21 protein-coding genes and 3 tRNA genes are annotated in these 23242 nt (G+C 68.7%); 18 read left to right on the forward strand and 6 right to left on the reverse strand.

From position 1 onward, the window contains the following. The gene (locus tag OG392_RS21535; protein ID WP_329281863.1) at positions 1-1281 is read right to left on the reverse strand and encodes an amidohydrolase family protein; all 1281 of its coding nucleotides are present in this window, start codon (positions 1279-1281) and stop codon (positions 1-3) included. Positions 1282-1488: 207 nt separating this feature from the next. Between OG392_RS21535 and OG392_RS21540 the strand changes: the two genes are divergently transcribed. The 8 genes from OG392_RS21540 (at position 1489) to OG392_RS21575 (ending at position 6200) form a co-directional block, all read left to right on the forward strand. Then, positions 1489-1561: transfer RNA gene (locus OG392_RS21540), tRNA-Thr, on the forward strand. 43 nt (positions 1562-1604) lie between these two features. After that, positions 1605-1677: transfer RNA gene (locus OG392_RS21545), tRNA-Met, on the forward strand. 86 nt (positions 1678-1763) lie between these two features. Further along, positions 1764-1928, forward strand: a complete 165-nt coding sequence (rpmG, locus tag OG392_RS21550) for a 50S ribosomal protein L33 (RefSeq protein WP_003956487.1) — start codon at positions 1764-1766, stop codon at positions 1926-1928. Positions 1929-2010: 82 nt separating this feature from the next. After that, complete coding sequence (locus OG392_RS21555) at positions 2011-2463, forward strand: MaoC family dehydratase N-terminal domain-containing protein (protein WP_329281865.1); 453 nt, start codon at positions 2011-2013, stop codon at positions 2461-2463. 2 nt (positions 2464-2465) lie between these two features. Next, complete coding sequence (locus OG392_RS21560) at positions 2466-2894, forward strand: MaoC family dehydratase (RefSeq protein ID WP_329281867.1); 429 nt, start codon at positions 2466-2468, stop codon at positions 2892-2894. 99 nt (positions 2895-2993) lie between these two features. Further along, on the forward strand, positions 2994-3563 hold the full coding sequence (locus OG392_RS21565) for a TetR/AcrR family transcriptional regulator (RefSeq protein ID WP_329281869.1): 570 nt from the start codon (positions 2994-2996) through the stop codon (positions 3561-3563). A 99-nt stretch (positions 3564-3662) separates the two neighbouring features. Next, positions 3663-5108, forward strand: coding sequence for an MFS transporter (locus OG392_RS21570; RefSeq protein WP_329281871.1), 1446 nt, complete (start codon positions 3663-3665; stop codon positions 5106-5108). A gap of 33 nt (positions 5109-5141) precedes the next feature. After that, positions 5142-6200: a UDP-N-acetylmuramate dehydrogenase gene (locus tag OG392_RS21575; RefSeq protein WP_329281874.1), complete on the forward strand. Its 1059-nt coding sequence runs from the start codon at positions 5142-5144 to the stop codon at positions 6198-6200. Positions 6201-6206: 6 nt separating this feature from the next. On the opposite strand, the gene OG392_RS21580 is transcribed toward OG392_RS21575, so the two are convergent. From OG392_RS21580 to OG392_RS21590, 3 genes are all read right to left on the reverse strand, one after another. After that, on the reverse strand, positions 6207-6842 hold the full coding sequence (locus OG392_RS21580; protein ID WP_329281876.1) for an NAD(P)-dependent oxidoreductase: 636 nt from the start codon (positions 6840-6842) through the stop codon (positions 6207-6209). Positions 6843-6858: 16 nt separating this feature from the next. Then, positions 6859-7881: an adenosine deaminase gene (locus OG392_RS21585; RefSeq protein ID WP_329281878.1), complete on the reverse strand. Its 1023-nt coding sequence runs from the start codon at positions 7879-7881 to the stop codon at positions 6859-6861. A gap of 116 nt (positions 7882-7997) precedes the next feature. Next, complete coding sequence (locus tag OG392_RS21590) at positions 7998-9224, reverse strand: pyridoxal phosphate-dependent aminotransferase (RefSeq protein ID WP_329281881.1); 1227 nt, start codon at positions 9222-9224, stop codon at positions 7998-8000. 207 nt (positions 9225-9431) lie between these two features. Between OG392_RS21590 and OG392_RS21595 the strand changes: the two genes are divergently transcribed. From OG392_RS21595 to OG392_RS21640, 10 genes are all read left to right on the forward strand, one after another. Next, positions 9432-9504, forward strand: a tRNA-Trp gene (locus tag OG392_RS21595). Positions 9505-9607: 103 nt separating this feature from the next. Next, positions 9608-9895: a preprotein translocase subunit SecE gene (gene secE / locus OG392_RS21600; RefSeq protein WP_030318724.1), complete on the forward strand. Its 288-nt coding sequence runs from the start codon at positions 9608-9610 to the stop codon at positions 9893-9895. A 44-nt stretch (positions 9896-9939) separates the two neighbouring features. Next, the gene (gene nusG / locus OG392_RS21605; RefSeq protein ID WP_329281884.1) at positions 9940-10851 is read left to right on the forward strand and encodes a transcription termination/antitermination protein NusG; all 912 of its coding nucleotides are present in this window, start codon (positions 9940-9942) and stop codon (positions 10849-10851) included. A 158-nt stretch (positions 10852-11009) separates the two neighbouring features. Continuing rightward, entirely contained in the window at positions 11010-11444 is a 435-nt protein-coding gene (gene rplK, locus OG392_RS21610; RefSeq protein WP_030318720.1) for a 50S ribosomal protein L11, read from the forward strand. Positions 11445-11522: 78 nt separating this feature from the next. Continuing rightward, positions 11523-12251 carry a 50S ribosomal protein L1 gene (gene rplA, locus OG392_RS21615; RefSeq protein ID WP_329281886.1) on the forward strand — a complete coding sequence of 243 codons (729 nt, stop codon included), beginning with the start codon at positions 11523-11525 and terminating at the stop codon, positions 12249-12251. Between the two features lie 116 nt (positions 12252-12367). Next, complete coding sequence (locus OG392_RS21620) at positions 12368-13285, forward strand: hypothetical protein (protein ID WP_329281888.1); 918 nt, start codon at positions 12368-12370, stop codon at positions 13283-13285. A 284-nt stretch (positions 13286-13569) separates the two neighbouring features. Continuing rightward, entirely contained in the window at positions 13570-14100 is a 531-nt protein-coding gene (gene rplJ, locus OG392_RS21625) for a 50S ribosomal protein L10 (RefSeq protein WP_030318714.1), read from the forward strand. 109 nt (positions 14101-14209) lie between these two features. After that, positions 14210-14593 (forward strand): 50S ribosomal protein L7/L12, encoded by a 384-nt coding sequence (gene rplL / locus OG392_RS21630; protein WP_329281892.1) that lies wholly within the window; start codon positions 14210-14212, stop codon positions 14591-14593. A 549-nt stretch (positions 14594-15142) separates the two neighbouring features. Then, entirely contained in the window at positions 15143-18625 is a 3483-nt protein-coding gene (gene rpoB, locus OG392_RS21635; RefSeq protein WP_329281895.1) for a DNA-directed RNA polymerase subunit beta, read from the forward strand. A gap of 107 nt (positions 18626-18732) precedes the next feature. Further along, complete coding sequence (locus OG392_RS21640; RefSeq protein ID WP_329281897.1) at positions 18733-22632, forward strand: DNA-directed RNA polymerase subunit beta'; 3900 nt, start codon at positions 18733-18735, stop codon at positions 22630-22632. A 61-nt stretch (positions 22633-22693) separates the two neighbouring features. Here OG392_RS21640 and OG392_RS21645 read toward each other — a convergent pair whose 3' ends face one another. Next, positions 22694-22957: a hypothetical protein gene (locus OG392_RS21645; protein ID WP_329281899.1), complete on the reverse strand. Its 264-nt coding sequence runs from the start codon at positions 22955-22957 to the stop codon at positions 22694-22696. After that, entirely contained in the window at positions 22944-23231 is a 288-nt protein-coding gene (locus OG392_RS21650; protein WP_329281901.1) for a hypothetical protein, read from the reverse strand. The genes OG392_RS21645 and OG392_RS21650 overlap by 14 nt, the downstream gene beginning before the upstream one ends. Positions 23232-23242: the final 11 nt, after the last annotated feature.

The raw sequence follows: 23242 nt of genomic DNA on the forward strand, positions 1-23242 counted from the left end.
TCACGACCGTACGACGGGACCGGCCGGAGGGCTTCCCGGCTCGGGCGGCCGCTCCGGGCGCGCCTGACGGGGCAGGTCGAGCGCGGCCGCCGAGTCGCAGTACTCGCGCACCGCGCTCGTCCGGGCCACCACCCGCCCCCGGTGCACCACGATCCGGCTGTACGCGAGGGACAGCACGCCCGACAGGCGCTCGCCGCGCACCGCGAGCAGCTCCGCCGGGAAACCGGCCTCGACCCGCACCTCCGGCAGCCCCATCACGGCCCGCGCCTCGGCGCTCACCGCCGCGTAAGCCTCTTCCGGCGGCAGCCCGCCGAGCGAGGCCAGCAGGTACGCCGCCTCCAGCGGATCGCCGCGCCCCACCGGGTTGGCCACGTCCCGCATCGCCCCGCTGCCCGCGGCGAGCCGCACCCCGGCCGCCCGCAGCAGCCGGACCGGCGCCGCGCCGCGCAGCTCCGTACCCCCGCAGCCGCCCTGCGGCAGGCACACCACGGTCACCCCGGCCGCCGCGAGCCCGTCCGCCGCCCGCCGGGCCACGTCGGAGGGGAGCCGGCCGAGGCCCGCGCAGGGGCCGATCGTCACTCCGGGCCGCAGCCCGCCGGCCATCGCCGCGAGCCGGGCGAGCCGGGCCGGGTCGTCCCCGTCGGTGTGCAGGTCGACGGGGACGCCGTGCTCGGCCGCGACCTCCAGGACCGCCTCGACGTACCCCGCCGGGTCCGGGTCGAGGTCCGGGCAGCCGCCCACCACCCCGGCGCCCATCTTCACCGCGTCCCGCAGCAGCGCCAGTCCGTCCGCGCCGGCCACCCCGGTGAGCAGCCTCGGGACGGCGACGGCGGTGAGGTCCACGAGGCCGCGGAGCGAACGCCGGGCCTGGAGGACGGCCTCGAGCGGGCCGAGCCCGTGGACGTCGCCGATCCGCACGTGCGCGCGTTGCGCGGTCGCGCCGTGGCCGAGCTGGAGCAGCGCCGCCTCGGTGGCCCGGCGCTGCACCTCCTCGGGGGCGTACGAGACGGGTCCGGGGGAGTCGCCGGAGAGCGCGGTGTCGGCGTGGGCGTGGGGTTCGGCGGCGGCGGGCAGCAGCAGATAGCCGGCGAGGTCCACACGCGCGCCCGTGGCGGTGAGGCTGCCGGCCGTGCCGACCGCCTCGATCCGGCCGCCGACGAGCCGTACGTCCACGGTCCGCCCGTCGGTGAGCCGTGCGTGGGAGAGCAGGAGAGAGGTCGAGTCGGCCGTGGTGGCGGCCCCGTCCTCGGGCGGCTGGGGCTGCTTGCTGTCGGCTGACATCGGGGCTCCTCAAGGCTCCTCAAGATCAAGATCACGAAGCGTGGGGCAGAGCCTAGGGGCGCTCGGACCGAGCTTCGAGGAGGAGCGCAATAGTCGTACCGATGAGGCCACGAGTGGCGTACGGGACGCCTGGTGAGGGCCGTTGTGAGGGCACCGGGAAACGGATTTGGGTGATGGGCCGGAGACCGTGTAATGTCTTCCTCGCTCGCCCCAATAGCTCAGTCGGTAGAGCGTCTCCATGGTAAGGAGAAGGTCTACGGTTCGATTCCGTATTGGGGCTCTGGTGAGAAGGGCCCGCCCTCGGGCGGGATCCGGATCATCAAAGCGGTGTAGCTCAGTCGGTAGAGCAAGCGGCTCATAATCGCTGTGTCACCGGTTCAAGTCCGGTCACCGCTACACACGGTAGCCGATTGTGGGGTCGGTCCTTCGATCGGCTACTCTTTTATGCGTTCATCCGTCCCATCCGTCCAAGGAGCACTCACGTGGCTGCCACCGACGTCCGCCCGAAGATCACGCTGGCCTGCGTGGAGTGCAAGGAGCGGAACTACATCACCAAGAAGAACCGGCGTAACAACCCGGACCGTCTTGAGATGAAGAAGCACTGCCCCCGCTGCAACTCGCACACTGCACACCGCGAGACGCGCTAATCAGGCTCGCACACGAGGCCGTCCCCACTCGGGGGCGGCCTCGTGTCGTTTGTCGGCAACAGATCCAGGAGGTACCGAGCCCATGGCGCTCGACCAGTCCTTCGTGGGCCGGACCTATCCGCCCACCCCTGCCTACGAGGTCGGCCGGGAGAAGATCCGCGAGTTCGCCGAGGCGATCGGCGACGCGAATCCGGCCTACGTCGATCAGGAAGCGGCCAAGGAGCTCGGGCACCCCGATGTGATCGCTCCGCCGACCTTCGTGTTCGCCATCACGTTCAAGGCGGCGGGCGCGGTCATCGAGGACCCCCAGCTGGGTCTCGACTACAGCCGGGTCGTCCACGGCGACCAGAAGTTCGCCTACACCCGGCCCGTGCGCGCCGGTGACCGGCTCTCGGTGACCTCCACCATCGAGGCGATCAAGTCCATGGCGGGCAACGACATCCTGGACATCCGCGGCGAGGTCCACGACGAGTCCGGCGAGCATGTCGTGACCGCCTGGACGAAGCTCGTCTCCCGCGCACCCGAGGGGGTCTGACCATGACCGCGAAGATCGCCTACGACGAGGTCGAGGTCGGCACCGAGCTGCCCGCGCAGAGCTTCCCCGTGAGCCGCGCCACACTCGTCCGGTACGCCGGCGCCTCGGGGGACTTCAACCCCATCCACTGGAACGAGAAGTTCGCGGTGGAGGTCGGCCTCCCCGACGTCATCGCCCACGGCATGTTCACCATGGCCGAGGCGATCCGCGTCGTCACCGACTGGGCCGGCGACCCCGCCGCCGTCGTCGAGTACGGCGTCCGTTTCACCAAGCCCGTCGTCGTCCCCAACGACGAGGCCGGCGCGCTGATCGAGGTCAGCGCCAAGGTCGCCGCGAAGCTGGACGACCAGCAGGTGCGGGTCGACCTCACCGCGACGTGCGCGGGCCAGAAGGTCCTGGGCATGTCCCGGGCCGTGGTCCGGCTCGCGTAGTCGCACCGATCACTCGTCGATCGGAGAGGGGCGGCCGCGGAGAGCGGCCGCCCTTCTTTCCCCTTGCGTGGTTAGTGATTGAGCACTAACTTTGTTTGCATGGTCAGGATGAGTGCGGAGGAGCGGCGCGAGAGCGTCGTTCGCGCGGCGATGAGCGAGTTCAGCCGCGGCGGGTACCACGGCACGTCCACCGAGGCGATCGCCAAGCGCGTCGGCGTCTCGCAGCCGTATCTCTTCCGGCTCTTCCCTGGGAAGAAGGCCATCTTCCTGGCCGCCTCCGAGCGCTGCATCAGCGACACCATCCGGGTCTTCGAAGAGGCCTCGAAGGGGCTGACCGGCCAGGAGGCCCTGCATGCCATGGCCGCCGCGTACACCCGGATCATCACCGAGGACCCCGACCGGCTCCTCATGCAGATGCAGGTGTACGTGACCGTCGCCGCCGCCGAGGCGGCCGGTGACCACGAGTTCGGCGAGGCCGTGCGGGCCGGCTGGACGGCGCTCTGGGAGACCGTCCACCTCGCGCTCGGCGCGGACGCCGACGAGACCACGACCTTCCTGGCGTACGGGATGCTCATCAACACCCTCGTCGCCATGGGCTTTCCGCCGGAGCACCGGGTCTGGGAGGGGTTCTACCCCTCCGTCCGCCGCCCCGGCGGCCAGGAGGGGTAGCGCCGCCGCCCGGCCTCACGTGTCCCACCGGACGCGGCGGCTCTTTCATGGGCACGAAAGTTAGTCAGTAATAACTAACCTGAGATCTGAGGGGCAGTCATGAACCAGCCAGCAGCCCGCCGCGGTTCCGCCGCCTGGGCACTCGTCATCACCAGCGCCGCCGGCTTCATGGCGGCCCTCGACAACCTCGTCGTCACCACCGCCCTCCCCTCGATCCGCGAGGACCTCGGCGGAGCACTGCACGACCTCGAATGGACGGTGAGCGCCTACACCCTCACCTTCGCCGTCCTGCTCATGTTCGGCGCCGCCCTCGGCGACCGCTTCGGCCGCCGCCGCCTCTTCCTCGTCGGACTCACCGTCTTCACCGGCGCCTCCGCAGCGGCCGCCCTCGCCCCCGGCATCGACGCGCTGATCGCCGCCCGAGCCGTCCAGGGCGTCGGCGCCGCGATCATGATGCCGCTCACCCTCACCCTGCTCACCGCGGCCGTCCCGGCCGCCAAGCGCGGGACGGCCTTCGGCATCTGGGGCGCCGTCCAGGGACTCGCCGTCGCCTCGGGGCCCCTCATCGGCGGCGTCCTCACCGAACACCTCTCCTGGCAGTGGATCTTCTGGCTGAACGTCCCGCTCGGCCTCGCCCTGCTGCCGCTCGCCCGGCTGCGTCTCGCCGAGTCGCACGGCACCGGAGCCCGCCTCGACATCACCGGCACGCTCCTCGCCAGCGGCGGCCTCTTCGGCATCGTGTACGGGCTGATCCGCGGCCCGATCGACGGCTGGACCTCCCTCACCGTCCTCACCGGACTGGTCGCCGGCACCGCGCTCGTCGGCGCGTTCGTCCGCCACGGCATCCGCGCCGAGGCACCGATGCTGCCCATGCGGCTCTTCCGCAACCGCGCCTTCGCCGGGATCAACGCGGCCAGCCTGCTGATGTTCCTCGGCATGTTCGGCTCGATCTTCCTGCTCAGCCAGTTCATGCAGGGCGTCCTCGGCTACTCGCCCACCGAGGCCGGGCTGCGGATGCTGCCCTGGACCGGTATGCCGATGATCGTCGCGCCGCTCGCGGGTGCCCTCTCCGACCGGATCGGCGGCCGCCCCGTCGTCGCCGCGGGTCTCGCCCTCCAGGCGATCGGCCTCGCCTGGTTCGCGCTCGTCCTGACCCCCGACGCCTCGTACGCCGCCCAGCTCCCCGCCCTCGTCGTGAGCGGCATCGGGATGGCGCTGTACTTCGCACCGGCGGCCAACCTCGTGATGTCCAGCGTCCGCCCGTCCGAACAGGGCATCGCCTCCGGCGCCAACAACGCGCTGCGCGAGGTCGGCGGCGCGCTCGGCGTCGCCGTGATGGCCTCGATCTTCGCCGCCCAGGGCGGCTACGGGTCCGGCCAGAGCTTCGTCGACGGCCTGCTGCCCGCGCTGTGGGTCGGCGCGGGCGCGGTGGCCCTGGGAGCGGTGGCGGTCCTGTTCGCGCCGTCGCGGCGCCAGGAGGCCCGACGGAAGGCGGAGGGGGCGGCCGAGGAGGAGGCCGGCACGAAGGACCTCATCGCCGCGTGAGCGAGCCCGGGACAGCCCCGTACTCTTGAGCCCGTGCAGCCTCTTCTCGACGCCCCCCTCGCGCCCCTGACCACCTTCCGGCTCGGCGGTCCCGCGGCCCGGCTCGTCACCGCCACCACGGACGACGAGGTGGTCGCCGCCGTTCGCGAGGCCGACGCCACGGGGACGCCGCTGCTGATCATCGGCGGCGGATCCAACCTCGTCATCGGCGACAAGGGCTTCGACGGCACCGCCCTGCGGATCGCGACCCGGGGCTTCGCCCTCGACGGGACGCGGCTGGAGCTCGCCGCCGGCGAGGTCTGGACGGACGCCGTCGCCCGCACCGTCGAGGCCGGGCTCGCCGGGATCGAATGCCTGGCCGGCATCCCCGGCTCGGCCGGCGCGACCCCGATCCAGAACGTCGGCGCCTACGGGCAGGACGTCTCCGCCACCGTGACCGAGGTCGTCGCCTACGACCGGCGCGCCGACGAGACCGTCACCCTCACCAACGCCGAGTGCGCCTTCTCGTACCGCCACAGCCTCTTCAAGGAGCACCCCGAGCGGTACGTGGTGCTCCGGGTCCGCTTCGAGCTGGAGGACGCGGACGGACTGTCCGCGCCCGTCAAGTACGCCGAGACCGCCCGCGCCCTCGGCGTCGAGGCCGGCGACCGGGTGCCGCTCGCGCGGACCCGCGAGACCGTCCTGCGGCTGCGCGCCGGCAAGGGCATGGTCCTGGACCCGGCGGACCACGACACCTGGTCCGCGGGCTCCTTCTTCACCAACCCGATCCTCACGGCGGAGGAGTACGAGACCTTCCTCACCCGCGTGGCCGGGCGCCTCGGCGCGGACGTCACCCCGCCGGCCTTCCCCGCGGGCGAGGACGGCGCGGTGAAGACCTCCGCCGCCTGGCTGATCGACAGGGCCGGATTCACCAAGGGGTACGGCTCCGGGCCCGCGCGGATCTCCACCAAGCACACGCTCGCGCTGACCAACCGGGGCGAGGCCACCACCGAGGACCTGCTCGCGCTGGCCCGCGAGGTCGTCGCCGGGGTCCACGAGGCGTTCGGGATCACGCTGGTCAACGAGCCCGTGACGGTCGGCGTCAGTCTGTAGGGGCGGCTAGTACGCGACTCCCACGCCCTGCCGGACCGTGGCCGGGTCGTCGATCATCGCCAGCATCGCGTGCGCCACGTCCGCCCGGGCCAGTGAGCGGCCCCGCGGCGGGGTCCCGGCGACGACCCTGCGGTAGCGGCCGGTGACCTGCTTGTCCGTCAGCCTGGGCGGGCGTACGGAGGTCCAGTCGGCGCCGCTCGCGGCGAGGTCCGCCTCCATGACCCGCAGATCGGCGTAGACGTCCTTCAGGACGCTGTTGACGACCGCGAGGACGGCTCTGTCCAGGACACCCTGACCGTCCGGGACCGGGCCGAGCGGGGCCGCGCTCACCACCAGGAGACGGCGTACCTTCTCCGCCTCCATCGCCATGAGGACCGAACGGGTCAGCCGGGCGGCCACGCCCGCGTCCGCGCGGGACCGGGCCCCGAGGCCCGACAGCACCGCGTCCCGGCCCCGGAGGGCGCCGCGCAGGCTCTCCGGATCGGAGAGGTCGGAGCGACGCAGCACGGTGAGCCCCGTGCCGGAGGCCGTGAGCCGCCCCGGGTCCCGTACGACCGCCGTCACCTCGTGCCCGGAGGCCAGGGCCTGGGCCACGACCTCCCGGCCGATGCCGCCGGTCGCGCCGAAGACCGTGAGCCTCATGTCGCACCCTCCCCGCTCAGGCGGCCAGCCAGTCGTCGATCCCGGCCAGCAGCTTCCCCCTGATGTCCTCGGGCGCCGCCGAGCCCCGGACCGACTGCCGGGCCAGTTCCGCCAGTTCCGGGTCCGTGAAGTCGTGGTGCCTGCGGGCGATCTCGTACTGCGCCGCCAGGCGGGAGCCGAACAACAGGGGGTCGTCCGCGCCGAGGGCCATCGGCACCCCCGCGTCGAAGAGCGTCCGCAGCGGGACGTCCTCGTGCTTCTCGTACACCCCGAGGGCCACGTTGGACGACGGGCAGACCTCGCAGGTCACCCCCCGCTCCGCGAGCTTGCGCAGCAGCCGCGGGTCCTCCGCCGAGCGGACCCCGTGACCGACCCGGGAGGCCCGCAGATCGTCCAGGCAGTCCCGTACGGACGCCGGACCCGTCAGTTCGCCGCCGTGCGGGGCCGCGAGGAGGCCGCCGTCGCGCGCGATGGCGAAGGCCCGGTCGAAGTCCCGCGCCAGGCCGCGCCGCTCGTCGTTGGAGAGCCCGAAGCCGACCACGCCCCGGTCGGCGAACCGCACCGCGAGCCGGGCCAGCGTCCGCGCCTCCAGGGGGTGCTTCATCCGGTTGGCCGCGACCAGGACCCGCATCCCGAGCCCGGTCTCGCGCGAGGCCGCGTCGACCGCGTCGAGGATGATCTCCAGGGCGGGGATGAGCCCGCCGAGGTGCGGGGCGTACGAGGTGGGGTCGACCTGGATCTCCAGCCAGCCCGAGCCGTCCCGGACGTCCTCCTGGGCCGCCTCGCGGACGAGCCGCTGGATGTCCTCGGGGGCGCGCAGACAGGAGCGGGCGATGTCGTACAGCCGCTGGAAGCGGAACCAGCCGCGCTCGTCGGTCGCCCGCAGCTTCGGAGGGGTACCTCCGCTCAGCGCCTCGGGAAGGTGCACGCCGTACTTGTCGGCCAGCTCGATCAGGGTGGAGGGCCGCATCGAACCGGTGAAGTGCAGGTGCAGATGGGCCTTGGGCAGCTGGGTGAGATCGCGGTAAACGTGCTCCATCGGCTGATCCTGCCGCACCCGAATGGACGACGACACCCCGTTTCCCCGATCGGGACCTTGCTAGAACGCAAAAACGGGCCCCTGGTCCGAGAACCAGGGGCCCGCCGGGAGTGCGATCAGTCGGTCGCCTCGGCGAGGAGCTTCTGCAGGCGGGACACGCCCTCCACCAGGTCCTCGTCACCCAGCGCGTACGACAGGCGCAGGTAGCCCGGCGTGCCGAAGGCCTCGCCCGGGACGACCGCGACCTCGGCCTCGTCCAGGATCAGCGCGGCCAGCTCGACGGAGGTCTGCGGGCGCTTGCCGCGGATCTCCTTGCCGAGCAGCGCCTTCACCGACGGGTACGCGTAGAACGCGCCCTCCGGCGTCGGGCAGTAGACGCCCTCGATCTCGTTGAGCATCCGCACGATCGTCTGGCGACGGCGGTCGAAGGCGGTCCGCATCTCCGCGACGGCGTCCAGGTTCCCCGAGACGGCGGCGAGGGCGGCGATCTGCGCCACGTTGCTCACGTTGGACGTGGCGTGCGACTGCAGGTTCGTCGCGGCCTTCACGACGTCCTTCGGGCCCACGATCCACCCGACGCGCCAGCCCGTCATCGCGTACGTCTTCGCCACACCGTTGACCACGATGCACTTGTCGCGCAGCTCGGGGACGATCGTCGGCAGCGAGCTGAACTTCGCGTCGCCGTAGACGAGGTGCTCGTAGATCTCGTCGGTGAGGACCCACAGGCCGTGCTCGACGGCCCAGCGGCCGATCGCCTCGGCGTCGGCCTCGGAGTACACCGCACCGGTCGGGTTGGACGGCGAGACGAAGAGGACGACCTTGGTCTTCTCCGTACGGGCCGCCTCCAGCTGCTCCACCGAGACCCGGTAGCCGGTGGTCTCGTCGGCGACGACGTCCACCGGGACGCCGCCCGCGAGGCGGATCGACTCCGGGTACGTCGTCCAGTACGGCGCCGGGACGATGACCTCGTCGCCCGGGTCGAGGATCGCGGCGAACGCCTCGTAGATCGCCTGCTTGCCGCCGTTGGTCACCAGGACCTGGGAGGGGTCGACCTCGTAGCCGGAGTCGCGCAGCGTCTTGGCGGCGATGGCGGCCTTCAGCTCCGGCAGACCGCCGGCCGGCGTGTAGCGGTGGTACTTCGGGTTCTTGCAGGCCTCGACGGCCGCGTCGACGATGTAGTCCGGGGTCGGGAAGTCGGGCTCACCCGCGCCGAAACCGATCACCGGGCGCCCGGCGGCCTTGAGGGCCTTGGCCTTGGCGTCGACGGCGAGGGTGGCGGACTCGGAGATCGCACCGATGCGGGCGGAGACCCGACGCTCGGTGGGAGGGGTAGCAGCGCTCATACGGCCCATCGTCCCAGACCTCATCAAGGCCCGGCACACAGGTTTCACGGACCGGACAGGAACGGTCATTCCCGGTCGTACGCGCGTCCGACGGCAGGTCGGTCGTGGTTTCTGTTCGACGCGGGGGCCACTGACCACGTATGCTCACTCCTCGTTGGCCCGCACCGACCACATCTCACGATGCGGTACGTTGAGGGACACCAACAAAGGGTCGTAGCTCAATTGGTAGAGCACCGGTCTCCAAAACCGGCGGTTGGGGGTTCAAGTCCCTCCGGCCCTGCTACACACACCGCCAGGTGTTGTGCGCATGTACGTACTTCATTGCACCGCCGTGCGGCTCCACCCGGGCGCGGCACGGCCGACCCGGAATCAGGTGAGAGATCGTGACGGACGCCGTAGGCTCCATCGACATGCCTGATGCCGATGACGAGGCCTCCGAGTCGAAGAAGAAGTCCCGCAAGGGCGGCAAGCGCGGCAAGAAGGGCCCTCTGGGCCGTCTCGCGCTCTTCTACCGACAGATCGTCGCCGAGCTCCGCAAGGTCGTCTGGCCCACGCGCAGCCAGCTTTCGACGTACACCACCGTGGTGATTGTCTTCGTCGTCATCATGATCGGCCTTGTCACCGTGATTGACTATGGCTTCCAGGAAGCAGTCAAGTACGTCTTCGGCTGACTTTTTGTTCCACCCCATCTGTATCGCAGGAAGAAGCAGCCACCGTGTCTGACGCGAACCTGAACGACGCCTTCGAGTCCGAGTCCGTCGAGGACGAGCTGGACATCGTCGAGGCCGCCGACGAGGACCAGGCAGACGCTGCTGACGACGTTGCCGGCGAGGCCGCCGAGGAAGCCGCTCTCCAGGTCGAGGACGAGGACCAGGAAGAGGCGGAGTCCGACGAGGACGCCGACGCCGAGGACGATGAGGCCGTCGCCGACGAGGACGACGAGTCCGTCGCCGACGAGGTCGAGGACGCCGAGGAAGAGACCGACGAGGAGGCCGAGCCGGCCGCCCCGGTCGACCCGGTCGCCGCGCTCCGCGAGGAGCTGCGCACCCTGCCCGGCGAGTGGTACGTCATCCACACCTACGCGGGCTACGAGAAGCGCGTGAAGGCCAACCTCGAGCAGCGTGCCGTCTCGCTCAACGTCGAGGACTTCATCTACCAGGCCGAGGTCCCCGAGGAAGAGATCGTCCAGATCAAGGGCGGCGAGCGGAAGAACGTCAAGCAGAACAAGCTTCCCGGCTACGTTCTCGTCCGCATGGACCTGACGAACGAGTCCTGGGGCGTCGTCCGCAACACCCCCGGTGTCACCGGCTTCGTGGGCAACGCCTACGACCCGTACCCGCTGACCCTGGACGAGATCGTCAAGATGCTCGCCCCGGAGGCCGAGGAGAAGGCCGCCCGTGAGGCCGCCGAGGCCGAGGGCAAGCCGGCTCCGGCCCGCAAGCTCGAGGTCCAGGTGCTGGACTTCGAGGTCGGCGACTCGGTCACCGTCACCGACGGCCCCTTCGCCACCCTCCAGGCGACCATCAACGAGATCAACCCCGACTCGAAGAAGGTCAAGGGCCTCGTCGAGATCTTCGGTCGCGAGACCCCGGTCGAGCTCAGCTTCGACCAGATCCAGAAGAACTGATCTCACAAGTTTCCGACCAGGTCAGAGTGGCTCTCACAGCCGCTCTGACCTGCTCGGTTTTTGGCCGCGCGTCTATACCCGTTATCGTTGTGCGGTATGCCTCCATCCGGATGACCGGATGGCGGGCTGAACACTCTCACTAGGACCCGGAGAGAGCAATGCCTCCCAAGAAGAAGAAGGTCACGGGGCTTATCAAGCTCCAGATCAACGCTGGTGCGGCCAACCCGGCCCCGCCGGTCGGTCCCGCGCTGGGCCAGCACGGCGTCAACATCATGGAGTTCTGCAAGGCCTACAACGCCGCGACCGAGTCGCAGCGTGGCATGGTCGTGCCGGTGGAGATCACGGTCTACGAAGACCGTTCCTTCACCTTCATCACCAAGACTCCGCCGGCCGCCAAGCTGATCCTCAAGGCCGCTGGTGTGGACAAGGGCTCCGGCGAGCCGCACAAGACCAAGGTCGCCAAGCTCACGGCTGCCCAGGTCCGCGAGATCGCCACGGTCAAGCTCCCCGACCTGAACGCCAACGACCTGGACGCCGCGTCCAAGATCATCGCTGGCACCGCCCGTTCCATGGGCATCACGGTCGAGGGCTGATCAGCCCCCTCGTGACCTAGTGGTAGGGCCAGCGCCGGCCCGCACCACGACTCCACACCTGAACCAACAGGAGAAGCAGTGAAGCGCAGCAAGACCCTCCGCGCAGCGGACGCCAAGATCGACAGCGAGAAGCTCTACGCTCCTCTCGAGGCCGTCCGTCTCGCCAAGGACACCTCCAGCACGAAGTTCGACGGCACCGTCGAGGTCGCCTTCCGCCTGGGCGTCGACCCGCGCAAGGCCGACCAGATGGTCCGTGGCACCGTGAACCTTCCGCACGGCACCGGCAAGACCGCCCGGGTCCTGGTCTTCGCGACCGGTGACCGTGCCGAGGCCGCGATCGCCGCGGGCGCCGACATCGTCGGCTCCGACGAGCTCATCGACGAGATCTCGAAGGGCAACCGCCTGAACGAGTTCGACGCCGTTGTGGCCACCCCGGACCTCATGGGCAAGGTCGGCCGCCTCGGCCGCGTCCTCGGCCCGCGTGGTCTCATGCCGAACCCCAAGGTCGGCACCGTCACCCCCGATGTCGCCAAGGCTGTCAACGAGATCAAGGGCGGCAAGATCGAGTTCCGCGTCGACAAGCACTCGAACCTGCACTTCATCATCGGCAAGGTCTCCTTCGATGACACGAAGCTGGTCGAGAACTACGCCGCGGCCCTGGACGAGATCCTGCGTCTGAAGCCGTCCGCCGCGAAGGGTCGCTACATCAAGAAGGCGACCATCACGACGACGATGGGCCCCGGCATCCCGCTGGACTCGAACCGCACCCGCAACCTCCTCGTCGAGGAGGACCCGGCCGCGGTCTGAGCCCTCACGGCTCACTGAGTGGTCAGCCGGCCCCGCACCTCCTCGGAGGTGCGGGGCCGGCTTCTTGTTACGGTTCCAAGGACCGTACGAGACTTGCTCAAGGGGTGGGGGATCAGATGAACGTGCCCGTATGGAAGCGCGCGGGTGTGGCCGTGACGGCCGTGGCCGTCGTCACCGGAGTCGCGGGGTGTCAGGACGGGGACGGGAAGGCCGCCGGCGCCGACGGCGCGCAGACGCAGAGCCTCGGGGACATCACGAAGGTCATCAGGGCCGCGTACGAGAAGACCTCGGCCGCCAAGTCCGCGAAGATCCGGATGACGATGGCCCTGCCGGCCGGCCTCGAAGGCGGCGGCACCATGGAGATGACCGGTGTCCAGGGCTGGGACCCGGCCGTCATGGACATCACCGTCAAGGGCTCGATGCTGGGCGCGGCCGGCGGCGGTTCCGACACGATGCGCATGATCATGCTCGACAACGTCATGTACATGGACATGGGCGCCGAGCAGGCCGCCGAGATGGACGGCAAGCGCTGGCTGAAGCTCGACATGCGGGCGGCGGGGGAGGCCTCCGGCGACAAGTCCCTGTCGAAGTCGATGACCGGCGGCCTGGAGAACATGAACCAGGACCCGGCCAAGCAGCTCGCCCTGCTCCTGGACTCGCCCAACCTGAAGCACCTCGGGGCCGAGAAGGTCGACGGCGCCCAGGCCCAGCACTACAAGGGCACGCTGACCCTGGAGCAGATGGTCGCCGCCAACAAGTCCCTGGACGTGCTGTCCGAGAAGGAACGGGCGGACCTGGTGGAGAGCGCCAAGAAGTCCGGCATCACGGCGTACGACACCGAGGTCTGGGTCCGTGAGGACGGCTACCCGGCCCGGATGGACGTCGGAATGAAGTCCGCGCAGGGCACTGTGAAGATGGGGATGCACTTCTCCGACTACGGAGCCCAGGCCACCGTCCAGGCCCCGCCGGCCAAGGACACCGTGGACCTCTTCGAGAAGCTGAAGGGTCTCGGCGCGGGGGGCGGTCAGGCCTGATCCGCCTGGGGCGTCCGGGGGCGGTCAGGGCGGATTTGCCCCCGGGCGCATCGGTCACGTACTCTTCCGAGGAAGCCAAAGACCGCTGGTCGTCACTGTGCCGTCAAGGTGCGGTGGCCGAAGGATTCGCTGGTACGCGAACGACCCGCGCAGGTGATTGTGGATGAGTTCCCGGATCCTCGTGATGCGGTCGAGCTGAGCCCCGAGCGCCTGCGCCCGGGGCGTTTTTGTTGTGGCAGCCCCTTCTGAGCGGTCCTCATCACCCGGAAGGAGGCCGACGCTCTATGGCAAGGCCCGACAAGGCTGCCGCGGTAGCCGAGCTTGAGGACAAGTTCCGCAGCTCGAACGCCGTCGTGCTGACCTCGTACACGGGGCTCACCGTGGCGCAGCTGAAGACGCTGCGTCGTTCGCTCGGTGAGAACGCCCAGTACGCCGTGGTGAAGAACACGCTGACCAAGATTGCGGCCAACCAGGCCGGCATCTCCGCGCTGGACGACCAGCTTGCTGGTTCGACCGCGGCCGCCTTCGTCACCGGTGACCCGGTGGAGTCGGCGAAGGCTCTGCGTGACTTCGCCAAGGAGAACCCGAACCTCGTCATCAAGGGCGGTGTCCTTGATGGCAAGGCGCTGTCCGCCGACGAGTTCAAGAAGCTCGCGGACCTCGAGTCCCGCGAGGTTCTGCTCAGCAAGCTGGCCGGCGCGTTCAAGGGCAAGCAGTCCCAGACTGCCTCGCTCCTGCAGGCGCTGCCGTCGAAGTTCGTCCGCACCGCGGAGGCGCTTCGCGTCAAGCTCGCCGAGCAGGGCGGTGCCGAGTAATTCGGCTCGCGTCATGATCTGTGCCGCCTAGGCACAGGTCGTAGCGGGCCGTAACGCCCGCCTCTCTATACATCCGGCACCTGCCGAATTAGTGGAAGGATCGCCCATCATGGCGAAGCTCTCTCAGGACGACCTCCTCGCCCAGTTCGAGGAGATGACCCTCATCGAGCTCTCCGAGTTCGTGAAGGCCTTCGAGGAGAAGTTCGACGTCACCGCCGCCGCGGCCGTCGCCGTCGCCGGCCCGGCGCAGGGTGGCGCCGCCCCCGAGGCCGAGGCCGAGCAGGACGAGTTCGACGTCATCCTCGAGGGTGCCGGCGACAAGAAGATCCAGGTCATCAAGGTCGTGCGTGAGCTCACCTCCCTGGGCCTCAAGGAGGCCAAGGACCTCGTCGACGGCACCCCGAAGCCGGTCCTCGAGAAGGTCGCGAAGGAGGCCGCCGAGAAGGCTGCCGAGTCCCTCAAGGCCGCCGGCGCCTCCGTCACGGTCAAGTAAGACCGTTTCGAGTCGCTGAAGCTGACTCCTGCCCCCGTGTAACGCGGGGGCATCGAAAGGCGATCACCCTTCTGGGTGGTCGCCTTTCGGCGTTCCCCGGGAAGGGCGTGGCGGGGGCTCCGAGGGCCGCCGGGAGCGGAGTATGGTGATCTTCGCCGTGCGCCCCGCAGACCGGGGGGCCTTGACGAACCGCACGCAGCGCGCAATTCTCAGGACGCGTCGTCACAACGATCCGTTTCCGAGGCATGGATCGACGACTGAACGGGCAGTATCGAGGTGCGCCGCACGGCGCGAGGTACCGCGGAGTTGAGAGCAACGAGGGTCGCGAATTATTCGCCCTGGACATCAGTGAGCCAAGTGGCTACACTGACCCTTTGCGCTGCCTGTTAGCTGCCCCCTGCCCGTCACCAGGGGCATACCTTCGCATCCGCTTCGTGGACCGACCCTGTCTGAGCTGGCCTTTCGGTCGTATCAGGAAAAGTCTGCCGTGAAGCGATGCAGGGGACCGGTACGCGCGTAGTGAGTCCGAGCCCTCGGAAGGACCCCCTCTTGGCCGCCTCGCGCAACGCCTCGACCAATACGAACAACGGCGCAAGCACCGCCCCGCTGCGCATCTCTTTTGCAAAGATCAGGGAGCCCCTCGAGGTTCCGAACCTCCTCGCGCTGCAGACCGAGAGCTTTGACTGGCTGCTCGGCAACGCCGCCTGGAAGGCTCGCGTCGAGGCTGCCCTTGAGTCGGGACAGGACGTCCCCAGGAAGTCCGGTCTGGAGGAGATCTTCGAGGAGATCTCTCCGATCGAGGACTTCTCCGGGTCGATGTCGCTGACCTTCCGCGACCACCGCTTCGAGCCGCCGAAGAACTCGATCGACGAGTGCAAGGACCGTGACTTCACGTACGGCGCCCCGCTCTTCGTCACGGCCGAGTTCACCAACAACGAGACCGGCGAGATCAAGTCCCAGACGGTCTTCATGGGCGACTTCCCGCTCATGACGAACAAGGGCACCTTCGTCATCAACGGCACCGAGCGTGTCGTGGTGTCGCAGCTGGTCCGTTCGCCGGGTGTCTACTTCGACTCCTCCATCGACAAGACGTCCGACAAGGACATCTTCTCCGCCAAGATCATCCCGTCCCGGGGTGCCTGGCTGGAGATGGAGATCGACAAGCGCGACCTGGTCGGTGTCCGCATCGACCGCAAGCGCAAGCAGTCCGTCACCGTCCTCCTCAAGGCTCTCGGCTGGACCACCGAGCAGATCCTGCAGGAGTTCGGCGAGTACGAGTCCATGCGCGCCACCCTGGAGAAGGACCACACCCAGGGCCAGGACGACGCGCTGCTCGACATCTACCGCAAGCTGCGTCCGGGCGAGCCGCCGACCCGCGAGGCCGCTCAGACGCTGCTCGAGAACCTCTACTTCAACCCGAAGCGCTACGACCTCGCCAAGGTCGGCCGCTACAAGGTGAACAAGAAGCTCGGCGCCGACGAGCCGCTGGACGCCGGCGTGCTCACCACCGACGACGTCATCGCCACGATCAAGTACCTGGTCAAGCTCCACGCGGGCGAGACCGAGACGATCGGCGAGAACGGCAACGAGATCGTCGTCGAGACCGACGACATCGACCACTTCGGCAACCGTCGTCTGCGCAACGTCGGCGAGCTCATCCAGAACCAGGTCCGCACGGGTCTGGCTCGTATGGAGCGCGTCGTGCGTGAGCGCATGACCACCCAGGACGTCGAGGCGATCACGCCGCAGACCCTGATCAACATCCGGCCGGTCGTCGCCTCCATCAAGGAGTTCTTCGGCACCAGCCAGCTGTCGCAGTTCATGGACCAGAACAACCCGCTGTCGGGTCTGACGCACAAGCGTCGTCTCTCGGCGCTGGGCCCTGGTGGTCTGTCCCGTGAGCGGGCCGGCTTCGAGGTCCGAGACGTGCACCCGTCCCACTACGGACGCATGTGCCCGATCGAGACCCCCGAAGGCCCGAACATCGGTCTGATCGGTTCGCTCGCCTCGTACGGCCGCGTCAACGCGTTCGGCTTCATCGAGACGCCGTACCGCAAGGTCGTCGACGGCCAGGTCACCGACGAGGTCGACTACGTCACCGCCGACGAGGAGGACCGCTTCGTCATCGCGCAGGCCAACGCCGCGCTCAACGACGACATGCGGCTCACCGAGAACCGCGTCCTGGTGCGTAAGCGTGGCGGCGAGGTCGACTACGTCCTGCCGTCCGAGGTCGACTACATGGACGTCTCGCCGCGCCAGATGGTGTCGGTCGCGACCGCCATGATCCCGTTCCTCGAGCACGACGACGCCAACCGTGCCCTCATGGGCGCGAACATGATGCGTCAGGCGGTGCCGCTGATCAAGTCCGAGGCCCCGCTCGTCGGCACCGGCATGGAGTACCGCTGCGCCACCGACGCCGGCGACGTGCTCAAGGCCGAGAAGGACGGTGTCGTCCAGGAGCTGTCGGCCGACTACGTCACGGTCGCCAACGACGACGGCACGTACATCACGTACCGCCTGCACAAGTTCTCGCGCTCGAACCAGGGCACCTCGGTCAACCAGAAGGTCGTCGTCGACGAGGGCGACCGTGTGATCGAGGGCCAGGTCCTCGCCGACGGTCCCGCCACCGAAGACGGCGAGATGGCGCTCGGCAAGAACCTGCTCGTGGCGTTCATGCCGTGGGAGGGTCACAACTACGAGGACGCGATCATCCTGTCGCAGCGCCTCGTGCAGGACGACGTCCTCTCCTCGATCCACATCGAGGAGCACGAGGTCGACGCCCGTGACACCAAGCTCGGCCCGGAGGAGATCACCCGGGACATCCCGAACGTCTCCGAGGAGGTCCTCGCGGACCTCGACGAGCGCGGCATCATCCGTATCGGTGCCGAGGTCGTCGCCGGCGACATCCTCGTCGGCAAGGTCACGCCCAAGGGCGAGACGGAGCTGACGCCGGAGGAGCGCCTGCTCCGCGCGATCTTCGGTGAGAAGGCCCGTGAGGTCCGTGACACCTCGCTGAAGGTGCCCCACGGCGAGATCGGCAAGATCATCGGCGTGCGCGTCTTCGACCGCGAGGAGGGCGACGAGCTTCCCCCGGGCGTGAACCAGCTGGTCCGCGTCTACGTCGCCCAGAAGCGCAAGATCACCGATGGTGACAAGCTCGCCGGCCGTCACGGCAACAAGGGTGTCATCTCCAAGATCCTTCCGATCGAGGACATGCCCTTCCTCGAGGACGGCACCCCGGTCGACATCATCCTCAACCCGCTGGGTGTCCCGTCCCGAATGAACCCGGGACAGGTCCTGGAGATCCACCTCGGCTGGCTCGCCAGCCGCGGCTGGGACGTCTCCGGTCTCGCGGACGACTGGGCGCAGCGCCTCCAGGCGATCGGCGCCGACCAGGTCGCCCCGGGCACCAACGTCGCCACCCCGGTGTTCGACGGTGCGCGTGAGGACGAGCTCGCGGGCCTGCTGAACCACACCATCCCGAACCGCGACGGCGAGCGCATGGTGCAGCCGACCGGTAAGGCGAGGCTGTTCGACGGCCGCTCCGGCGAGCCGTTCCCGGACCCGATCTCCATCGGGTACATGTACATCCTCAAGCTCCACCACCTGGTCGACGACAAGCTCCACGCGCGTTCGACCGGCCCGTACTCGATGATCACCCAGCAGCCGCTGGGTGGTAAGGCCCAGTTCGGTGGCCAGCGCTTCGGTGAGATGGAGGTGTGGGCGCTTGAGGCTTATGGCGCCGCGTACGCCCTCCAGGAGCTGCTGACGATCAAGTCCGACGACGTGACCGGCCGCGTGAAGGTCTACGAGGCCATCGTCAAGGGCGAGAACATCCCTGAGCCCGGCATCCCCGAGTCCTTCAAGGTGCTCATCAAGGAGATGCAGTCCCTGTGCCTCAACGTGGAGGTGCTGTCCTCGGACGGCATGTCCATCGAGATGCGCGACACCGACGAGGACGTCTTCCGCGCAGCGGAGGAGCTCGGCATCGACCTGTCCCGGCGCGAGCCGAGCAGCGTCGAAGAGGTCTGACGGGAGTTCGGTCGGGGGCTCGGCGTTTCACCGCTGAGTCCCCGGCCGGCCCCAGGACCCCCGTATCAGACCCCAAGCCTTACAACCCTGAGAGGGATTGACGCATAGTGCTCGACGTCAACTTCTTCGACGAGCTCCGGATCGGTCTGGCCACCGCTGACGACATCCGTCAGTGGAGCCACGGCGAGGTCAAGAAGCCGGAGACCATCAACTACCGCACGCTCAAGCCCGAGAAGGACGGACTCTTCTGCGAGAAGATCTTCGGTCCGACCCGGGACTGGGAGTGCTACTGCGGCAAGTACAAGCGTGTCCGCTTCAAGGGCATCATCTGTGAGCGGTGTGGCGTCGAGGTCACCCGCGCGAAGGTGCGCCGTGAGCGGATGGGCCACATCGAGCTCGCCGCTCCCGTCACCCACATCTGGTACTTCAAGGGCGTCCCGTCGCGTCTTGGCTACCTGCTCGACCTCGCCCCGAAGGACCTCGAGAAGGTCATCTACTTCGCGGCGTACATGATCACGTTCGTCGACGACGAGCGTCGTACGCGTGACCTGCCCTCGCTGGAGGCGCACGTCTCCGTCGAGCGTCAGCAGATCGAGAACCGTCGCGACTCCGACCTGGAGGCCCGCGCCAAGAAGCTCGAGAACGACCTCGGCGAGCTCGAGGCCGAGGGCGCCAAGGCCGACGTGCGCCGCAAGGTGCGCGAGGGTGCCGAGCGCGAGATGAAGCAGCTGCGCGACCGTGCGCAGCGCGAGATCGACCGTCTGGACGAGGTCTGGTCGCGCTTCAAGAACCTCAAGGTCCAGGACCTGGAGGGCGACGAGCTCCTCTACCGCGAGCTGCGTGACCGCTTCGGCACGTACTTCGACGGTTCGATGGGTGCCGCGGCGCTGCAGAAGCGCCTCGAGTCCTTCGATCTGGAGGAGGAGGCCGAGCGCCTCCGCGAGATCATCCGCACCGGCAAGGGCCAGAAGAAGACCCGTGCGCTCAAGCGCCTCAAGGTCGTCTCCGCGTTCCTGCAGACCGCGAACAGCCCCAAGGGCATGGTTCTCGACTGCGTGCCGGTCATCCCGCCGGACCTGCGTCCGATGGTGCAGCTGGACGGTGGCCGCTTCGCGACCTCCGACCTGAACGACCTGTACCGCCGCGTGATCAACCGCAACAACCGTCTGAAGCGTCTGCTCGACCTCGGTGCCCCCGAGATCATCGTGAACAACGAGAAGCGGATGCTCCAGGAGGCGGTCGACGCCCTCTTCGACAACGGCCGTCGTGGTCGCCCGGTCACGGGCCCCGGCAACCGTCCGCTGAAGTCCCTCAGCGACATGCTGAAGGGCAAGCAGGGTCGTTTCCGTCAGAACCTGCTCGGCAAGCGTGTGGACTACTCCGCGCGTTCCGTCATCGTCGTCGGTCCGCAGCTGAAGCTGCACCAGTGCGGTCTGCCCAAGGCCATGGCGCTGGAGCTCTTCAAGCCGTTCGTGATGAAGCGCCTGGTCGACCTGAACCACGCGCAGAACATCAAGAGCGCCAAGCGGATGGTCGAGCGCGGCCGCACGGTCGTGTACGACGTCCTCGAAGAGGTCATCGCCGAGCACCCGGTTCTGCTGAACCGTGCGCCCACGCTGCACCGCCTCGGCATCCAGGCCTTCGAGCCCCAGCTGGTCGAGGGCAAGGCCATCCAGATCCACCCGCTCGTCTGCACCGCGTTCAACGCGGACTTCGACGGTGACCAGATGGCCGTGCACCTGCCGCTCTCCGCGGAGGCGCAGGCCGAGGCCCGCATCCTGATGCTGTCCTCGAACAACATCCTCAAGCCCGCCGACGGCCGTCCGGTCACGATGCCGACCCAGGACATGGTCCTCGGTCTGTTCTTCCTGACCACCGACGGTGAGCTCCGTGACACCAAGGGCGAGGGCCGCGCGTTCGGCTCCACGGCCGAGGCGATCATGGCGTTCGACGCCGGCGAGCTCGCGCTGCAGTCGCAGATCGACATCCGCTTCCCCGTCGGCACCGTCGCTCCACGTGGCTGGGTTCCCCCGGTCACCGAGGAGGGCGAGCCGGAGTGGCAGCAGGGTGACTCGTTCCGCCTGCGCACCTCGCTGGGCCGCGCGCTCTTCAACGAGCTGCTGCCCGAGGACTACCCGTTCGTCGACTACTCCGTCGGCAAGAAGCAGCTCTCCGAGATCGTCAACGACCTCGCCGAGCGGTACCCCAAGGTCATCGTGGCGGCGACGCTCGACAACCTGAAGGCGTCCGGCTTCTACTGGGCGACGCGCTCCGGCGTCACCGTGGCCATCTCCGACGTCGTCGTGCCCGAGGCCAAGAAGGCCATCGTCAAGGGCTACGAGGAGCAGGACGAGAAGGTCCAGAAGCAGTACGAGCGCGGTCTCATCACGAAGGAAGAGCGCACTCAGGAGCTCATCGCGATCTGGACCAAGGCGACCAACGAGGTTGCCGAGGCGATGAACGCGAACTTCCCGAAGACGAACCCCATCTTCATGATGGTCGACTCGGGTGCCCGAGGAAACATGATGCAGATGCGTCAGATCGCGGGTATGCGTGGTCTGGTGTCGAACGCCAAGAACGAGACGATCCCGCGTCCCATCAAGGCGTCCTTCCGTGAGGGCCTCACCGTTCTGGAGTACTTCATCTCCACGCACGGTGCCCGTAAGGGTCTGGCGGACACCGCCCTGCGTACCGCCGACTCGGGTTACCTGACCCGTCGTCTGGTGGACGTCTCGCAGGACGTGATCATCCGCGAGGAGGACTGTGGCACCGAGCGCGGTCTGAAGCTGCGGATCGCCGAGCGCGGCGCCGACAACGTGCTGCGCAAGACGGACGACGTCGAGACCTCCGTGTACGCGCGGATGCTCGCCGAGGACGTCGTCGTCGACGGCAAGGTCATCGCGCCGGCCAACGTCGACCTGGGTGACGTGCTCATCGACGCCCTCGTGGGCGCCGGTGTCGAGGAGGTCAAGACCCGCTCGGTCCTGACCTGTGAGTCCGCCGTCGGTACCTGTGCGTTCTGCTACGGCCGTTCGCTCGCCACCGGCAAGCTGGTCGACATCGGTGAGGCGGTCGGCATCATCGCCGCCCAGTCCATCGGTGAGCCCGGTACCCAGCTGACGATGCGTACCTTCCACACCGGTGGTGTGGCCGGTGACGACATCACCCAGGGTCTGCCCCGTGTCGTCGAGCTCTTCGAGGCTCGTCAGCCCAAGGGTGTCGCCCCGATCTCGGAGGCGGCCGGCCGCGTCCGTATCGAGGAGACCGAGAAGACCAAGAAGATCGTCGTCACCCCGGACGACGGCACCGACGAGACGGCGTTCCCGATCTCGAAGCGTGCCCGTCTGCTCGTGGGCGAGGGCGACCACGTCGAGGTGGGCCAGAAGCTCACCGTGGGTGCCACCAACCCGCACGACGTGCTGCGGATCCTCGGTCAGCGTGCGGTCCAGGTCCACCTGGTCGCCGAGGTCCAGAAGGTCTACAACTCGCAGGGCGTGTCGATCCACGACAAGCACATCGAGATCATCATCCGGCAGATGCTGCGCCGTGTGACGATCATCGAGTCCGGCGACGCGGAGCTGCTGCCGGGCGAGCTCGTCGAGCGCTCGAAGTTCGAGACCGAGAACCGTCGTGTGGTCACCGAGGGCGGTCACCCCGCCTCCGGCCGTCCGCAGCTGATGGGTATCACCAAGGCCTCGCTCGCCACCGAGTCGTGGCTGTCGGCGGCGTCCTTCCAGGAGACGACCCGAGTGCTGACGGATGCGGCGATCAACGCCAAGTCCGACAGCCTCATCGGCCTCAAGGAGAACGTCATCATCGGTAAGCTCATCCCGGCCGGTACGGGTCTGTCCCGCTACCGCAACATCCGGGTCGAGCCGACCGAAGAGGCCAAGGCCGCGATGTACTCGGCCGTCGGCTACGACGACATCGACTACTCGCCGTTCGGTTCGGGCTCCGGCCAGGCCGTTCCGCTGGAGGACTACGACTACGGTCCGTACAACCAGTAAGCGAGTCGCTTGACCGAAGGGCGGTCACCCCGATGGGGTGGCCGCCCTTCGGCGTACCCGGTCAGCGGGCGGCGAGTTCCCACACCGCGACGAGCGCACCGGCGCTCGCGGCCAGCGCGGCGATGCTGGTCAGGGGCCAGCGGGCGCGTTCCAGGTCGTCGAGGCGGGCCTCGTGGTCGGCGAGCTGCCGGTCGGTCTGGTCGCTGCGCTGCACGAGCAGCGCGAGCGAGCCGTCGACCCGGGCGAAGCCGGCCTCCAGGGTGCCGCGGAGCCGTTCCAGTTCGAGGGCGACGGCGACGGGGTCGTTCGGGTCAGGATCGGTCATCGGCACCTCCCTCGGACGGGAGGCCGGCCTGGCCTGCCGGCAGGCCGACCGGGCCGGGGGTACCGCTGTCGGTGCGGAGCCAGGACGGGAGCAGGTTCTGCACCAGGTCCAGGGCCATCACGCGGGCCAGTCCGCCGGCGACGGCCAGCGCCCCGGCGACCCAGGGGAGGGTCGCCGGGATGCCGGAGGCGTCGACGATCGCGGGGAGCACGACGGCGATGCCGACGGCGGTCTGGAGGACGGTACGGGCCGTGCGCTGGGCGGCATCGGACATCGGGGTCTCCT

Source organism: Streptomyces sp. NBC_00691 (assembly GCF_036226665.1).
Classification (GTDB): Bacteria; Actinomycetota; Actinomycetes; order Streptomycetales; family Streptomycetaceae; genus Streptomyces.

Bases quoted from the DNA above. Each gene is read 5' to 3' on its own strand.
- OG392_RS21570 (WP_329281871.1), top strand. From the start codon at position 3,663: ATGAACCAGCCAGCAGCCCGCCGCGGTTCCGCCGCCTGGGCACTCGTC.
- OG392_RS21585 (WP_329281878.1), bottom strand. From the start codon at position 7,881: ATGGAGCACGTTTACCGCGATCTCACCCAGCTGCCCAAGGCCCATCTG.
- OG392_RS21590 (WP_329281881.1), bottom strand. From the start codon at position 9,224: ATGAGCGCTGCTACCCCTCCCACCGAGCGTCGGGTCTCCGCCCGCATC.
- OG392_RS21555 (WP_329281865.1), top strand. From the start codon at position 2,011: ATGGCGCTCGACCAGTCCTTCGTGGGCCGGACCTATCCGCCCACCCCT.
- OG392_RS21650 (WP_329281901.1), bottom strand. From the start codon at position 23,231: ATGTCCGATGCCGCCCAGCGCACGGCCCGTACCGTCCTCCAGACCGCC.
- OG392_RS21565 (WP_329281869.1), top strand. From the start codon at position 2,994: ATGGTCAGGATGAGTGCGGAGGAGCGGCGCGAGAGCGTCGTTCGCGCG.
- rplK (WP_030318720.1), top strand. From the start codon at position 11,010: ATGCCTCCCAAGAAGAAGAAGGTCACGGGGCTTATCAAGCTCCAGATC.
- rplL (WP_329281892.1), top strand. From the start codon at position 14,210: ATGGCGAAGCTCTCTCAGGACGACCTCCTCGCCCAGTTCGAGGAGATG.
- OG392_RS21645 (WP_329281899.1), bottom strand. From the start codon at position 22,957: ATGACCGATCCTGACCCGAACGACCCCGTCGCCGTCGCCCTCGAACTG.
- OG392_RS21620 (WP_329281888.1), top strand. From the start codon at position 12,368: ATGAACGTGCCCGTATGGAAGCGCGCGGGTGTGGCCGTGACGGCCGTG.
- rplJ (WP_030318714.1), top strand. From the start codon at position 13,570: ATGGCAAGGCCCGACAAGGCTGCCGCGGTAGCCGAGCTTGAGGACAAG.
- OG392_RS21560 (WP_329281867.1), top strand. From the start codon at position 2,466: ATGACCGCGAAGATCGCCTACGACGAGGTCGAGGTCGGCACCGAGCTG.
- OG392_RS21580 (WP_329281876.1), bottom strand. From the start codon at position 6,842: ATGAGGCTCACGGTCTTCGGCGCGACCGGCGGCATCGGCCGGGAGGTC.
- OG392_RS21535 (WP_329281863.1), bottom strand. From the start codon at position 1,281: ATGTCAGCCGACAGCAAGCAGCCCCAGCCGCCCGAGGACGGGGCCGCC.